Annotated in this window: 12 protein-coding genes; 6 read left to right on the forward strand and 6 right to left on the reverse strand. The window is 40.0% G+C overall.

Translation table 11 applies throughout. From position 1 onward, the window contains the following. The first annotated feature begins 57 nt into the window (after positions 1-57). The 3 genes from BUA72_RS03880 to BUA72_RS03890 are packed head-to-tail and all read left to right on the forward strand — an operon-like array spanning position 58 to position 2,670. Positions 58-1,308, forward strand: a complete 1,251-nt coding sequence (locus BUA72_RS03880) for a dicarboxylate/amino acid:cation symporter (protein ID WP_072921861.1) — start codon at positions 58-60, stop codon at positions 1,306-1,308. A 5-nt stretch (positions 1,309-1,313) separates the two neighbouring features. Continuing rightward, positions 1,314-2,036, forward strand: coding sequence for a phytanoyl-CoA dioxygenase family protein (locus BUA72_RS03885; protein WP_072921862.1), 723 nt, complete (start codon positions 1,314-1,316; stop codon positions 2,034-2,036). Between the two features lie 13 nt (positions 2,037-2,049). Continuing rightward, positions 2,050-2,670, forward strand: coding sequence for a hypothetical protein (locus BUA72_RS03890; RefSeq protein ID WP_072921863.1), 621 nt, complete (start codon positions 2,050-2,052; stop codon positions 2,668-2,670). 93 nt (positions 2,671-2,763) lie between these two features. Here BUA72_RS03890 and BUA72_RS03895 read toward each other — a convergent pair whose 3' ends face one another. Next, positions 2,764-3,537 carry a hypothetical protein gene (locus BUA72_RS03895; RefSeq protein ID WP_072921864.1) on the reverse strand — a complete coding sequence of 258 codons (774 nt, stop codon included), beginning with the start codon at positions 3,535-3,537 and terminating at the stop codon, positions 2,764-2,766. A 13-nt stretch (positions 3,538-3,550) separates the two neighbouring features. Further along, entirely contained in the window at positions 3,551-6,352 is a 2,802-nt protein-coding gene (locus BUA72_RS03900) for a GH92 family glycosyl hydrolase (protein ID WP_072921865.1), read from the reverse strand. Positions 6,353-6,454: 102 nt separating this feature from the next. Between BUA72_RS03900 and BUA72_RS03905 the strand changes: the two genes are divergently transcribed. Further along, the gene (locus tag BUA72_RS03905; protein WP_072921866.1) at positions 6,455-8,797 is read left to right on the forward strand and encodes a TonB-dependent receptor family protein; all 2,343 of its coding nucleotides are present in this window, start codon (positions 6,455-6,457) and stop codon (positions 8,795-8,797) included. A gap of 272 nt (positions 8,798-9,069) precedes the next feature. Here the strand turns inward: BUA72_RS03905 and BUA72_RS03910 are convergent, their stop codons facing one another. Then, positions 9,070-9,525 carry a hypothetical protein gene (locus BUA72_RS03910; RefSeq protein WP_072921867.1) on the reverse strand — a complete coding sequence of 152 codons (456 nt, stop codon included), beginning with the start codon at positions 9,523-9,525 and terminating at the stop codon, positions 9,070-9,072. Between the two features lie 159 nt (positions 9,526-9,684). Here BUA72_RS03910 and BUA72_RS03915 point away from each other — a divergent pair, with 159 nt between their 5' ends. Together BUA72_RS03915 and BUA72_RS03920 are read left to right on the forward strand one after the other, a co-directional pair. After that, positions 9,685-10,794, forward strand: a complete 1,110-nt coding sequence (locus BUA72_RS03915; RefSeq protein ID WP_034730392.1) for an Mrp/NBP35 family ATP-binding protein — start codon at positions 9,685-9,687, stop codon at positions 10,792-10,794. 46 nt (positions 10,795-10,840) lie between these two features. After that, on the forward strand, positions 10,841-11,089 hold the full coding sequence (locus BUA72_RS03920) for a NifU family protein (protein ID WP_051890476.1): 249 nt from the start codon (positions 10,841-10,843) through the stop codon (positions 11,087-11,089). 292 nt (positions 11,090-11,381) lie between these two features. On the opposite strand, the gene BUA72_RS03925 is transcribed toward BUA72_RS03920, so the two are convergent. From BUA72_RS03925 to BUA72_RS03935, 3 genes are read right to left on the reverse strand one after another with little or no spacing between them, the layout of a single operon-like run. Next, positions 11,382-11,816, reverse strand: coding sequence for a hypothetical protein (locus tag BUA72_RS03925; protein WP_072921868.1), 435 nt, complete (start codon positions 11,814-11,816; stop codon positions 11,382-11,384). A gap of 7 nt (positions 11,817-11,823) precedes the next feature. Beyond that, complete coding sequence (locus BUA72_RS03930; RefSeq protein WP_072921869.1) at positions 11,824-12,906, reverse strand: efflux RND transporter periplasmic adaptor subunit; 1,083 nt, start codon at positions 12,904-12,906, stop codon at positions 11,824-11,826. Between the two features lie 11 nt (positions 12,907-12,917). Further along, entirely contained in the window at positions 12,918-16,070 is a 3,153-nt protein-coding gene (locus tag BUA72_RS03935) for an efflux RND transporter permease subunit (RefSeq protein ID WP_072921870.1), read from the reverse strand. Position 16,071 lies beyond the last annotated feature (1 nt).

The raw sequence follows: 16,071 nt of genomic DNA on the forward strand, positions 1-16,071 counted from the left end.
TACAAAATCTTGTACCAATTGAAAAACTATTATATTTGTGGGAATTGAACTATATATATGAAAGGACAAAATAAACTTTTTATAGCCATTATCGTTGCGCTTATTCTGGGAGTAGGAATTGGAGGGGTGATACACACCCAATATCCTGAAAGTGCGGAACCCTTTTCCAAGAATATTAAACTCCTCGGAACTGTTTTTATCAGGCTGGTACAAATGATCATCGCGCCGCTGGTTTTCACCACACTTGTTGTGGGAATAGCCAAAATGAGCGATATCAAAATGATCGGAAGGGTAGGAACCAAAGCCATGTTATGGTTTATCTCCGCTTCACTGGTTTCTCTCTTTATAGGACTGATGCTGGTCAACTGGCTGGAGCCCGGGCATGTGACTAAACTGCCTATCCAGGATGCCGCTGCTGCAGAAGATCTTCTGAAAAGCAGTAAAGGTTTTTCTCTGGAAGACTTTGTAAAACACATGATCCCTAAGAGTTTATTTGAAGCTTTTGCCACCAACGAGGTACTTCAGATCGTGGTTTTTTCCATTATGTTTGGAGTGGCCCTTGCTAATTTAGGCGAGGACTATTCAAAGCCGGTGGTTAAATTATTTGACATCATCGCCCATGCGATCCTTAAAATGGTAGGCTACATCATGTGGTTCGCTCCGTTTGGAGTTTTAGGATCTATTGCCGCTGTAGTGGCCATGAATGGGTTTAAAATATTTGAAGTCTACGCAGTTTATCTGAGAGACTTCTTCTTTGCCTTAGCCGTTCTGTGGCTTGTGCTTCTATTGGTCGGTTACCTGATCTTAGGAAACCGTCTTTTCGAATTGCTGAGAAGAATTAAAGCACCATTACTGATCGCTTTCTCTACAACGAGTTCAGAAGCTGTTTTCCCTAAACTGGTAGAAGAATTAGAAAAATTCGGTTGTAATAACAGAGTGGTTTCTTTTATCTTACCATTAGGATATTCGTTTAACCTGGACGGAAGTATGATGTACATGACGTTTGCGTCCATCTTTATTGCGCAGATCTACGGTATCGAAATGTCATTGGGTCAGCAGATCACCATGCTTTTGGTGTTAATGCTTACTTCAAAAGGGATTGCCGGAGTTCCGAGAGCTTCACTGGTAATTATCGTGGCCACCTGTTCCATGTTTGGAATTCCACCGGAAGGTATTGCATTGATCCTGCCAATCGACCATTTCTGTGATATGGGAAGAAGTATGACGAATGTATTAGGAAATGCACTGGCTACTTCTGCTGTTTCCAAATGGGAAGGGCAGCTTGAAAATACGCCTCAGGAAGTTTAAGAGTCATGACAAAGGAGCTTTTGCAGCGTCATAAAGAAAATGTTCTTGAAAAAGGCTTCACGGTCATTCATTCGGTTTTTTCTGATGAGGAAATTGAAAAGATCATTGAGGTGATTCAAAATGTGGACACCTCAAAGGAAAATTTCAGAAAATCTGATGATCTGTTTGCGGTAAGACAATTCTTAAAAGAAGTTCCGGATGTGAAAGACCTGGTGTTTAATGATGCTATTAAAACCATTGTCAGAGAGCTTTTCGGAAAACAATATGTTGCGGTAAAAAGCATTTATTTTGATAAACCGGAAACGTCAAACTGGTATGTCGCCTATCATCAGGATCTGACCATCTCAGTCGATAAAAAACTGGAAATGCAGGGATTCGGACCATGGACGACCAAGAAAAATCAGTTTGCCGTACAGCCGCCTCTGCCTATCCTTGAAAATATCTGTACCATCAGAATCCATCTGGATGATACCGATGAACATAACGGAGCATTAAAAGTAGTTCCGGGATCTCATGCCAAAGGAATCTACAGACCGGAAACCATTGATTGGAACACGGAAACTGAAGAAATCTGCAACGTGGAAAAAGGAGGGATTATGATCATGAAGCCTTTAACACTTCATGGTTCAAACAGAACAACAGACGGAAGAAGGAGAAGGGTAATCCATATAGAATTTTCTGATATGGAACTGCCACAGCAGCTGAAATGGTCTGAAAAATTGAATTAAAATCCAGCATAAAATGGAATCAGACAAAGATCAATTTCCGGCTATTGAATCCAAAATTTCTAAAGGCTGGACTTTGGCTGTTAAAACTGTTTTTTCAATATTCGCCGTATTGACACCCCTGATGACGATTATGATGGCATGGCTTACTGTAGATTCAAAAATCAATATTGAACTGAAAATTTTAATGGTTCTATTGGCGATACTCGTTACAGCATTATTTGTATGGCTTCTTATCGTAAAAGTAAAAGAAAAACCAAGTGCGAAAATAATTCGGACCATGGTGGACAGAGCAGGAATTCATTATTACAGCAATCAGGGTTTAGTAAAATCAGTACAATACAACCAACTGATGCCGCATCCGGATAACGGAAAATATGACGTATTTATCAATCTTGATCAGACCGATACCAATATGGACTTGTGTTATTACGTATCCGATGAAGAGTCAGATAAAGTAGTCATAAAAGCATTATCCATAGAAGCAGAATCTGTAATTACTAATGGAAATTCATTAAGAAAACATTTCATAAAAGGAATCACTTTTTTTAGACCCGACCTGAAAATATCTCCTGGTGTTTTGGATTTGTACAGGTTAAAGAAAGAATTGAATAATAAATCTGCTACAACTTATTAAAAGATAAATCATAAAGATGATTTAAGTCTGCATCAGCTCTTGAAAATCTTTAATAAAAACCAATCCCTTCGAAAAACTCGAAGGGATGTTTTTTTACCAGTAATTGGAAATGATATTTTTATATTGGTCTTTTGAATTTTTCTTATGATAAAAAAGTAAGATGAGAAATTCTTTTTTATCCGAGCTATTTGAAAACATTGGTCTGTCAACAATCATTTTTCTTTTTATGACATCCTCAATTATCTTGTCCTGACTGCCAAAACCAGTAATGGTGACAATTTCATCAATTTTAGACGATTCATTGATCTTTACTCTGTAAATGGCAAAGGATTGTTTCGGCTGAAAATCTTTAATTTTTGATAAATCTGTTTGACCAATGTCACTTGTCCCATCTTCACAAAAGGTAAATGTAAGACCTGTAAATTTGTATCTATTTTTATCTAAATAAGAAAAAGTTTTCTTTAAATTTTCAAGCTCAGAATTTTCATCTTTTGAAGACCTAGCGCTTAATTTAGATTTTGGAGTGCAGGAAGAAATGGTGTAGCTGTTGCTACCGGCCCCACTTAATAAGATCAAATATCTTTCGTTGGGCTCTATATCAATTTCACAGGCAGCAGAGTGTGAATTTCCGATTAATCCTCTTACAGTTAATGTTTTAAATTCTGTTCCCTTGTATAATTTTTCAAATTCAACATCTGCTTTATATGTTCTCTGTTCAATATTTTCATCATAAACTTTTATAATTTTGATAACACCTACAACATTAGCATTTAAATACTCCTGTGGTAAAGGATCTCTTACACATTTACAGGCTGATACTTTTATGACACTTGAGAGAACGAAGAATAGTAATAATAGTTTTTTCATTTATAAGAAGGTTTTATTTCACAGAAATCTCATCAATAAAAATATAGGCCTCACCACCGGCGCCCTGATGCCATTCCGGAAGTTTTCCATAATAATAGGCTTTTACCTTGATGTAGCGGGCTTCGGTCGGAAGAATTTCTGTTCCGAAATCTTTGATCTGTACTTTTTCGTCTTTAGCGTCAATCGTATTGTCAATGCTTTTCAGAAGGATAAAGTCTTTCCCGTTCATCGATGCGTAGTATTCCACTTTTTTAGGCATTAAAATCCACGCTCTGCTGTCCTGAAGATAGGTAGAAGATAATTTTGTGATCTGCTGAGGTGATTTTAAATCAATCACAGCTTCAAAATCCTGTCCCTGATAGCCATGCCATTCTCCTTTTCTCCAGTTCACATCACCCTTGATGCCATCTATAAGTGCCAGTTTTCCATTAGCAGTATATTGCGGCGTTGGTTTTGAATGGATGATAATATCCCAGTAATTTGGTCTTCTGTTAAAATTAGCGACCGTCACAGAACTCTTTTCACCATTTCTTTCCGAATAGGCATGCACCTGAGTCGTTTTACTGATGGTGAAAGGGCCTTTATACGCTGAAAAGGTTTTTCTTACATTCGCATCATCTGAATTCATGGTCATATAATAGACTTTATCACCTGGATTCAGTGGAGTGATCTGTACTTTGGATGAGAAATCGAAGATCCTGTCGGAGGCGATCACTGGTGATGCAGTCAGCTGTGTATATTTGAAATCTTTTGCCGGTTGGCTATTTTCAAATCCTAATTTTTGAAGATCAGATTTGCTAGTGTTTTTTGTAATAACTTTTGTGGTGCCGTCTTCCAGATGAATTTTAACCTCATCAAAATACGGTGTCGTTGTCTGCCACTCCGGAAGCCCGGGAGTCACGGAATAAATTCCCATCGAGCTCAGAATGTACCATGCGCTCATCTGCCCGCAGTCTTCATTTCCGATAAGCCCGTCCTGTGTATTTTTATAGAAGTTGTCAAGGATATATTTGATCTTGGCATCTGTTTTTTCAGGCTTTCCTACATAATTGTACAGATAAGCGATATGATGACTCGGTTCATTTCCCTGGGCATATTGTCCCATCAGACCCGTAATGTCTACCTGCTCTCTGCCCGTTGTTTTATCCGGTGCTGCGAAAATAGCATCAATGAATTGTTCAAATTTTTCTTTTCCGCCATGAGCGGCAATCAGTCCTGGAATATCCTGCTGGACAGAATAGGAATAATGCCATGAGTTTCCTTCCGTATAATTATTGTTCACTTCTCTTGCATCAAAAGGTTCATACCAGTTTCCGTTCTTTCTCGGCTGCATAAAGCCGCTGTTTGGGTTATATAGGTTTTTCCAGTTCTGAGAACGTTTCATGAAATACTGATAATCTTCTTTTTTGCCTAAAATCTTAGCCATTTGAGCGATACACCAGTCGTCGTAGGCATATTCTACCGTTTTGGAAACACTTTCATGTTCATCGTCAATGCTTATATAATGGTTCTGTTTGTAAGCATTTAAACCGAAAATATCCTGCATGGCAGAGTTTTTAGAGGCTTCAAATGCTTTTTCATAATCAAACCCTTTAATTCCTTTAGCCATCGCATCTGCAATCACGGAAACAGAGTGGTAGCCGATCATACATTCCGTTTCATTGGAAGCAAGTTCCCACACCGGAAGTTTTCCGCCCTGCTCATACTGTTTGATAAAAGTATTGATGAAATCTGCTGTTCTTTTTCTGTCGATCAGAGTCATCAGCGGATGGGCAGCCCTGAAAGTATCCCAAAGCGAGAATACGGAATAATAGTCAAACCCTTTTGTGGTATAAAGCTTATTATCGCGGCCTCTGTATCTTCCGTCCACATCCATACTGATGTTCGGTTGGGTGAAAACGTGGTATAACGCGGTGTAAAAGACAGAAAGTTTATCCTTATCATCAGATTTAACTTCAATTTTTGAAAGTTCTTTGTTCCAATCGGTTTCGGCCTGTTTTCTTACCGCTTCAAAATCATTGGATTTTCCTTCTGCTAACATGTTTTTCTCTGTTCCCTCATAACCTGTAGGAGAGATTGCGACTTTTACACTGATCTTTTCTCCTTTTTTAACATCAGATGAAAAAGCCAGAGCCAGCTTGGTTCCTGTGAAAAGCTTGTCTTCGTTTTTTCCGTTAACCTCTTTTTTAGAGATTTTCATCGGTTTTGAAAACTCAATCCTGGCGTAAATATATTGGTTGGTAGCCCACGCTTCACTTCTCCTGAACACTTCGATGGTTTTATCATCAATAATTTTGACTTCACCTTCCAGGAGTTTATCCCTGTGGTTGAGGTCAAGAATGATATTAGCTGTTCCTGACTTGTTAAAAGTATATTCGTGATAGCCGACTCTTTGGGTAGTGGTCAGACGGACATCGATATTATTTTTGTCCAGTTTAACAGCATAAAATCCGGCCGAAGCTTTTTCATTTTTATGCGAAAACTTAGAAGAATAATCTTTGGAGTTTAAGCTTGTAGTTCCCATCGTAGGCATCAGCATGATATCTCCGTAATCTGAAACTCCGGTTCCGTTAAGATGCGTATGCGAAAAACCATAAATCACAGAATCCGAATAGTGATATCCGCTGCATCCGTCCCAGCTTCCGTCTATCCTGGTATCCGGTGAAAGTTGTACCATTCCGAAGGGAACAATAGCTCCCGGAAAGGTGTGACCGTGGCCTCCGGTTCCTATAAAAGGGTTAACATACTGGGAATAATTCTGGGAATATATGATCTGGGCAATGCATAAGGAGAAAACGGCCAGTCTTTTTTTCATATCATCAATTTATACCCACGAATATATTGAAAAAACAGCAGAACGGAATGTAATAAAAGAAAGTCAGGAATTGTCTTATTAAAAACTATTACTACAAAATACATGAAGAAAACATTAATTTCCATGGTTCTGCTGCTTCCGGTTCTTGCCTTTTCGCAGCGCATCACAGGAAAAATAACGCATACGGGGAATTCAGTTTCATACATAGAAATCGTAGCAGTAAAGGACAAAACCAGACAAACAGTTATTTCGGATGAAAAGGGAAATTATTCTTTAAAACTTCCGGATAACGGAAATTACAGTATCAAACTGATCCAGGACGGAGCAGAAGTATCCACGGCAGAGATTAGCGTTAACGGAGAGACGAAGCAGGATTTTTTCATTGAGACGAAGCAGGAAAAACAAATTGAAGGCGTCACACTTACCGCACGGAAAAAATTAATTGAAAGAAAGGCTGACCGTCTGATCTTTAATGTATCCAATTCTGTGGCTTCACAGGGAATGGATGGAGCAGAAGCATTATCAACGACCCCTTTGCTTAAAGTGGATGACAATGCAGGGATTTCAATCGTCGGAAAAAGCGGAGTCGCTGTGATGATCAATGACAGAATGCTGAACCTTTCAGGGAGTGAGCTGGTGACTTATCTTAAAAGCTTAAGATCCGAGAATATAGAAAAGATCGAGGTGATCACAACTCCTCCGGCAAAATATGAAGCGCAGGGAAACAGTGGGCTTATCAATATTGTTTTAAAGAAAAATCAGAATCTGGGCTGGAGCGGAAGTCTTACAACAAGCCTTCAGCAGCAGACTTACACCGGGTTTTCAAACAATGCAACAGTCAATTATCAAAATGAAAAGCTAAGGTCTTCACTAAAATTAAGGCATTATGATTATCAAAAACGTTCCTATGAAAACTATACCATTGAAGGTGCAGACGGTCTTAAAAGTTCGGATGAGAGACGGGACTTCGGAAATGGGCTAGGTGCCAATTTAAGTATTGATTATCAAATTAATGCTCAATCCAATGTAGGATTTATTTACGATTACGGTTTCGGGCATTCCAATATGGATGTTCAGAATACGTCGAGATATTTCCAGAACGGAATGTATACGAATACGCTGTCTACTTATGCGGAACATCGTGCTAATAGCCGTCAGCAGACGATAAGCGGATATTATGACCTTAAGTTTGGAAAGCAAGGGCATAAACTGAGCATTACCGGAAATTATTTTTCCAATATCCCGGAAAGTCTGATTGATTTTACCACTACGGAAAGTTCTGGTGACGATTTTGTGGTGAGAACACCTTCTACTGTTGATTATAAAATTTACTCAGGACAGGCTGATCTTACCTTGCCTTATCAGTTTGCAAAGATGGAAACCGGAGTCAAGTTCACCAATTTTGATAACAATTCAGATATTTCTTATCAGAATCTAACGAACGGAAATTTTATCACAGATCCTTTAAAAAGCAATGTATTTGAGTACAATGAAAAAAACTATGCCGCGTATGTCAGTTTTGAAAAAGAGTTTAATGAAAAATGGTCGGCAAAAGCAGGATTGCGCTATGAGTATTCCACGGTAAATGGTAATTCCTTAACTTCAGGACAGCAGACGGAAAACTCTTATGGAAAATTCTTTCCTACAGCTTATATCAGCTATAAAAGCAATGAAAACAATACTTTCAATTTAAATTATTCCAAAAGGATCAACAGGCCGGGATTCCGCGCGATCAATCCCTACCGATGGTATATCAATGTGAATTCTTACTTTACAGGAAATCCATTGCTGACGCCTTCTATCAACCATAATTTTGAACTTTCACACGTTTATAAAGGGAAACTGTCCACCTCTGCGTATTTCCAGAGAACGGTAGAGGCATTTGGGCAGCTGGCCAATCTACAAGGCGAAAACAGGATCAGCACATTTGCTAATTATTACAACCAGAACAGTATGGGAATCACGGTCAATTATTCTGATACGTTCTTTAAATTCTGGGAAGCCAATTATTCTACGGACATGTCTTATATGGAAACGAAAGTTTTTGATACTGATGCAGCTTCCAGAAAAGGAAACAGTTATAATTTTGATTTTCAAAACAACCTTTCGCTTAATAAAAGTAAAACGGTGCAGCTGATCTTGAATTACTGGTTCAGACTGCCTTCCAATTCTGGAAATTCCTATATGAATTACGCAGGACTTGTTACTGCGGGGCTTAAACTGAGCCTTATGGAAAAGACTTTGCAGATGAATCTATTGGTTTCAGATATCTTCAAACAGGGGAGAAGCCGTGGAGAAATCTATTATACAACAGGGACCCACTATTACAATAATTATTATGATGCCAGAAGGCTTACTTTATCAGCGACGTATACCTTTGGAAATAAAAAAGTGAAAGGGGCGGATCGTAATGTGAAGTTTGATGAGAAAAACAGGGCGAATTAAATTATAAACGAAGCCAGGTTTTGGCTAAAGCCGGATGAATTGGATGTATTTTGTTAAACGGGCTAAAGCCCGTTTCTATTGAATATGATAGGTTGTATGATTTAAAAAGGGAAATGTTTATTAGTTCTTTTGACTACAGATGTCTACGGATCCTATTCTGAATAAAATCATTGATTTTTTTTAAGAACTTATGTGATCTTCTTATTTGCAAAGCTTTTCAGCTTCAAATAACTTAAGTGTAAAAAACTTTTGCACCTTTTGTGGTAAAAAACTTAAACTTCGCCTTCGAAAATATCATGTAAATAATCTTGCTGATGACGTTCTGTACGGTCTGTGCCCAGAAATTTTTTCCAGGATTGGGACTCGTGGTAGACAATGCCCATTTCCCATACGCAGTACGTTGGAAGATGAATTGTATTTCTGTCCCAGACTTCAAAAGTTCCGGAACCATCATAGTAAACACTTTCCCAGAGTTCGTTTTCGCTTCTCCAGGTACAGACTAAAAGTAAATATTTTTCGCCGCATCTGTGCATGATGACAAATCCGAGATCTTCTTTGTTCTGAAAATTTTCAACAGCATTTTCAATACATATTTTAGCATTATGGATATCCTGAGATGAAACAGCGGCCGGATCCTCTGCAAGATCATACCATTTGAATCGGGTCTTTCCGACGGTGAAAATTCCCTTCGGAGAAGCATATTTAGAAGGATAAGCGGTAGAATTCATAAGTAATATTTTACGATGGTGAATGGGTGTGATAAAGATGAAGATAAGAAATAGGAAAGACAGCTCTTTTGTCATCTTATTTATCACATGGGGTTATAGATTTTATTGATTCTAAATTATCGAAAAAATGCGTAAATTTGTGAACAATTTATATTTAGTATGTTGACGAAAGAACAGGTTCAGGATTTCCTTAAAGAGATAGAAGTAGACGATTTGGTGAGTAACTTTCAAATCATGGGTAACGATGTGTATATAGACATGACCGCCCATTCACCGGCAATGCACGAAAAGAAAAAGCTGGAGGCAGCGATGAAGCAGGCTTTTGCCAGTGAGTTTGGAGAAGATATTCACTTAAAACTTAAAATCGTTTCTCCGGAACCGAGTGAGATCCAGCTAAGCCAGATCAAAGGGAAACAGATCCCTGGAATTCAGAATATCATTGCTATTGCATCCGGAAAAGGAGGCGTAGGAAAATCTACAGTGGCAGCAAATATGGCAGTTACTTTAGCGAAGATGGGTTTCAAAGTAGGATTACTGGATGCCGATATTTACGGACCGTCTGTTCCTACCATGTTCGATACGGAAGGTGAAAAGCCGATTTCTGTAGACGTTGACGGAAAAAGTAAAATGAAACCTGTTGAAAACTATGGGGTAAAAATGCTTTCTATCGGTTATTTCTCAGGAGCCAATCAGGCAGTAGTCTGGAGAGGTCCAATGGCTTCAAAAGCTTTGAACCAGATGATCAGAGATGCAGCCTGGGGAGAACTTGATTTCTTACTGATTGACCTTCCTCCGGGAACAGGAGATATTCATTTATCCATCATTCAGGAAGTACCTGTAACGGGTGCCGTGATCGTAAGTACACCTCAACACGTAGCTTTGGCAGACGTAAGAAAAGGAATCGCGATGTTCCAGATGGAAAGTATTAACATTCCGGTTCTTGGATTAATCGAAAATATGGCGTATTTTTCGCCGGAAGAACTTCCTGATAACAAGTACTACATCTTTGGAAGACAGGGAGCTCAGTATCTTGCTGAAGATCTGGGAATTCCGGTACTGGGAGAGATCCCGTTGATTCAGAGTATCAGAGAAGCCGGAGACGTAGGAAGACCTGCTGCGCTTCAGGAAGGTTCTAAAATTGAAGGAATCTACACCGAAACGGCAAGAAAAATGGTAGAAAGTCTACTGGAAAGAAATAAAAATCTTCCCCCTACAGAAGCTGTAAAGATTTCAACGATGGCGGGTTGCTCGCCGAAAGCTAAAAAATAATTATTTTCAATTAAGTTTGAAAAAAGCCGAATTGAACTAAAGAAATATGGAAACAAATATAACACACGAAGATACAGTAACGAGAGTAATGGAAGCTCTGGAAAGCATCAGGCCGTTCCTGAACAAGGATGGAGGTGATATCGAGCTTATTGACGTGAAGGATAACCAGGTTTTTGTAAAACTTTTGGGGAACTGTTCCGGATGTTCGCTGAATTTCTCAACCCTAAAATTAGGTGTAGAAAATACCATCAAGCAACATGCTCCGGAAATTCAAAAAGTAATCAATGTAGAGTAAAAAATTACACGAAATATTTTTTAAAGACAGGTTTTTTTAGCCTGTCTTTTTTTTGTTCTGATTTCAAACTGATTGGGGTAGAAATTTCACAGATTTTCATGTGAATGATAGCGGTATACAATTTTATCGGAGATAAAATCTTTGCGCCTTAAAGCAGCATTATACTCAAATATCTTTGCGCCTTTGCGTGAAACCAACTTTCCACATCCAATTAATCCACTCTATATTCCCACAAATAAAAGACCTGATAATAAATTACCAGGCCCTAAAAACAACATTAGAAAAATATAAATTATGAGTTTTGTGCTAAAAACTGTTTGTAGTTTTCTTCGTTTTCGAAATAAGCCACTTCTCCTTCATCACTGACCATCACAATGTATGCATTGGCTTTATCCACTTTCTTTCCGGTAAACGGATCTACCGCTTCTCTCACGCTTGGATCATTCGGAATCTTTTCTACGCACATTTCGCAGCAGCCATAGTACATCTTTCCACCGTGAGGAACTTCCATCTGCTTTTTGCCCATATAGGCATTGTTTACCATGCAGACGGTTTCACTCGGGACATGATCTCCCTTTTTATATGTTCCGGTAGCGGCAACTGGCTGTACTTTTTGTACAGGTTGTGGTTCAGGTTTCGGCGTGTTCTTTTGTTTTTCATGACCACACGCGTATAAAACGACTGATCCGAAGATAATGATGACTGTGTTTTTGAATATTGCTTTCATTTTGATGTTATTTAATTAAACTTCCTTCTAAAATTTCTTCATTTCCTTTTTTAATGATCTTATCGCCTTCGGTGAGTTCCCCGAAAACTTCAATCATATCATTCAGGACTCTTCCTTTTTTTACAGGAACAAACCTGGTTTTGCCACCTTCATTCCTGATGATGTAAATTCCCATATTACTTTCCACCAAAGCTGATCTCGGAATAAAGAAAGTAGCTTCCTGATTTTGCAGGGGAATGACGGATTCTGCGATCATAAACGGCTTTAATTCCCGTGAATGATTAATAAAATCAGCCTCAATTTTCTCCGAGCGAAGCTTTACATCCAATGAACCCGACTTCCTTGAAATCCGGGCTTTAAAACTTTTCTCAGGCATCGCATTGATCCTGAATGAAATGGTATCTCCCGTTTTCAGGTATTGAACACTTGCTTCAGGAACAGAAAGGCTCAGGCGAAGTTTGGACGTATTTTGAATGACCATCAATGGAGCGCCGCCGTTCGGACCTACATAAGCGCCGAGGTCTACACTTCTTTCCGTAATAATTCCGCTGAAAGGAGCACGGATCACCAAATATTGATTGATGTCCTGCAGTTCCCGGTAGGCTGACTTTGCGGCATTAACCTGCGCCTGATCTGACAGTTTTCGGGCAGTGATCTGATCCAAGGCATCTTTAGCAATAGCTCCTTTCGTTTCATTCGCCCGGTACATTCTGTCGTAATTGGATCTTGTAGCAGCATAAATCGCTTCCTGCGCCTGCCATTTAGATTTGGCATTGGCGGCCTGTGACTGGATCTCAGGAGCATCCAGAACCATTAAAACCTGTCCTGCGCTCACATATGAACCAATGTCCGCATTGATCTTTTTCACATATCCGGGTATTTTGGCAAATAAAGCGGTTTCCTGATCCGGAATCAGTTCGCCGGCCAATTTTAATTCAACTTTCGGATTGCTCTTTTTGATCTCCACAGTTTCCATGCTGTGCATCATGGGTTTGGCTTCTTTGGACATATCCATCGGCTTTTCCTCTTTACAGGAAGCCGGAATACTCATAAGTCCTATTGTAATGGCTGTATATATAATGTTTTTCATTGAAGTAAAAATTAAGAGTTGGGATTTAAATAATGAATGCTTTCTTCGTCTTCAGGATCCAGTGATGGCGAAATAATTCCCGCATTTTTCTGCATCCACCCGAAAACCAGCGGAAGGATAACGAGAACAGAGAATGTGGAGAAAATCAGTCCTCCGATAACGGCTCTGCCCAAAGGCGAAACCTGGTCGCTTCCTTCTCCGAAACCGATAGCCATCGGAAGCATTCCTGCCGCCATAGCCAGTGTCGTCATGATGATAGGACGGATCCGGAGTTTGGCTGCTTCAAGTCCCGCTTCCAAGGCATTCCCTGTGGATTTTCTGATGGTCTCCGCATTACTGATCAATAAAACAGCATTGGCAATGGAAACTCCAATGGACATGATCAGCCCCATATAAGACTGTAGATTCAGCGTTGAGCCTGTCAGATTCAGCAGGGCTAATGAGCCAACGACTACAAACGGAACCGTCGTTAAAATAACAAGCGATACCCGGAAAGACTGGAACGTAGCAGACAGCATCAGAAAGATCACCACAATAGCAATCAGAAGTCCGGAAGCCAGGCTGCTTAACGTCTCATCCAGTACCGGAGCCATTCCGGCCACTTCGATATTGACTCCTTTCGGAAGTTCGCCCAATGATTCAATAGCTTTTTTTACATCTTTGGAAGCCTGTTCCAGGTCTGTTTTGTGTGTATTGGCGGTCACTGTTGTATAGCCCATCGTTCCAAGGTTATAACTTTCTCCCAACTCTTTTGTTGAGGTGATGGAAGCGACATCTCCCAAAACCGGACGGTCTGAATTCTTAGACAGAGGAAGATTGGCCAGTTCCTCTTTGCTGTTCAGGATATTTTGAGGAGTCTGCACCTGTACATCATAGGCAATGCCCATCATACCGCCAACCCAGAAATTTTTATTGGTATACCTGGTTGAAGCTGTGGCTGCTACCAATGATTTTGCGATATCCTGAGCATCCAGTCCCAATTGCGCCGCACGAACCCTGTCTATATTGATTTGCAGGGCAGGATAGTTCATGGATTGCGGAATCTGCTGATCGCGCAGGTATTTGATTTCTTTCAGTTTGACTAAAAGTTTTTCGGCATACATCCGGTTCATCTTTTTCATCATTCCCGAAACCCTTACTTCAATAGGATTATTGGCTCCCTGGCTGAGAATTTTTTCAGTCAGTTCGATAGGTTCAAAAGAAATCTGCAGATCGGGCATTTTTTCTTTGTAATACACCCGAAGTTCATCTTTCATTTCGTCTGAATTTCCTTTAAACTCTTTTAAAGCAACCTGCATTAATGCTTCATGCGGCCCGGCGTTGTATAAATAAATAGGACTCACCGCAAACGTCGATGGATGCTGACCTATGAATACGGAAGAGATCGCAATATTATCTTTTCCTACCTTATTTTTAAGATGTTCAAGAAATTTTTTCACCTTTATTTCGGTGACTTCAATCCGGGTTCCCTCAGCAGCTTTTATTCGCACCTGAAACTGTCGCGAATTGACTGATGGAAGGACATCTTTCCCGGTAATCTGATAAAGCCCGAATCCTGCACATAAAGCAGCAGCAAGACTTATACTGACAATGATTTTCCTGCTTTTCATCAATGAAGATAGAAACCTGACAAAGCGGTCACGGAAACCGCTGAACCAGTCCGGCTTGTGATTTTCACAGGTTTTTGGATCGTGTTTCATCATCCAGTTGGCCATCACCGGAACAAACGTCTGCGAAAGGACAAACGATGCAATCATCGAGAAACCAATCGCCATCGCTAAAGGCATAAATAAAGATCCCGGAATTCCACTCATCATCAATGCCGGAGCAAATACCGCCAGAATACAGAGCATGATCAGCAATTTTGGAAAAGCAATCTCTTTACACGCATCCCAAATTGCCTGAGTTCTGGTTTTACCCATCGCAAAATGCTGGTGAATATTTTCGATAGTAACCGTACTTTCGTCAACCAGAATTCCAATGGCCAGTGCAAGACCTGACAATGACATGATATTGATCGATTGTCCGAATAGTTTTAAAAACAGGACGCCTGAAATAATGGAGATCGGAATGGTCAGAATAACGATCAGGGCTGCACGTCTGTCTTTAAGGAATAACATCACCATCAATCCTGTGAGCAAAGCACCCAGAACGCCTTCAATGATGAGACTTTTTAAAGCATTGGAAATATAAACCGACTGGTCAAATTCATAGGAAATTTGTACACCTTCTGGCATATTTCTCTGAATTTTTGGGAGTGCTTCCTTCAGTTTGTTCACTACTTCCAGTGTGGAAGCATTGCTGGCTTTTGCAATATTGATATAAACGGAGCGTTTTCCATCAATTAAGGCATATCCCGTAGCAATATCGGCACCGTCTTTTACTGTGGCCACATCCCGGATATACACATTGTCTGCTGTTCCTTTAAAGAGAGGAATATCTCCAAGCTCTTCCACCTTTTTTACCGTATTATTCGTTGGGGTTAAATAATTGGTATCACCGATGTACACATTTCCGGAAGGAGACGTAATATTGTTTCGGCTAATGGCTTCTACCACCTGTTCAGGCGATAAGCTGTGCGCACGGAGTTTGTAAGGATCCACATTGATCTCTATCGTCCGCGGACTTCCTCCAAACGGGGGAGCAGTAGTAAGCCCCGGAATTTTAATTAAGAAAGGTCTCGCGTTGAAATTCGCAATATCCTGCAGCTGGTTATTGGTCTGCGTACTGCTTCGGAAAACCAGTTGTCCCACGGGTTGTGAAGACGAGTCGAAACGGATGATAAAAGGAGGCGGTGCTCCCGGTGGCAGAAATACCTGGGAACGGGTGGAAAGGGCATTGATCTGGGCAATGGCTTCTCCCATATTCGTTCCTTCATAAAAATTAACTTTCATCAGGGTCAATCCCTGTGTGTTTTTAGATTCTATACTTCTGATTCCGTTCGTGAACAAAAGCATATTAACATACATTTTGGTGAAATAGCCTTCCATCTGCTGCGGAGTATATCCGTTAAAGGAATGGGCTACATACACTACCGGAAGGTCCATTTCCGGAAGAATATCTACTTTTACATCTTTGGCCGCCTTGATTCCGAAGAACAGCAGGCCGAGTACCAATACCATTACAGATATCGGTCTGCGCAATGCAAACTTTATAAGATTCATG

Origin of the sequence: Chryseobacterium sp. OV279, from assembly GCF_900128945.1 — a bacterium.
Lineage (GTDB): Bacteria > Bacteroidota > Bacteroidia > Flavobacteriales > Weeksellaceae > Chryseobacterium.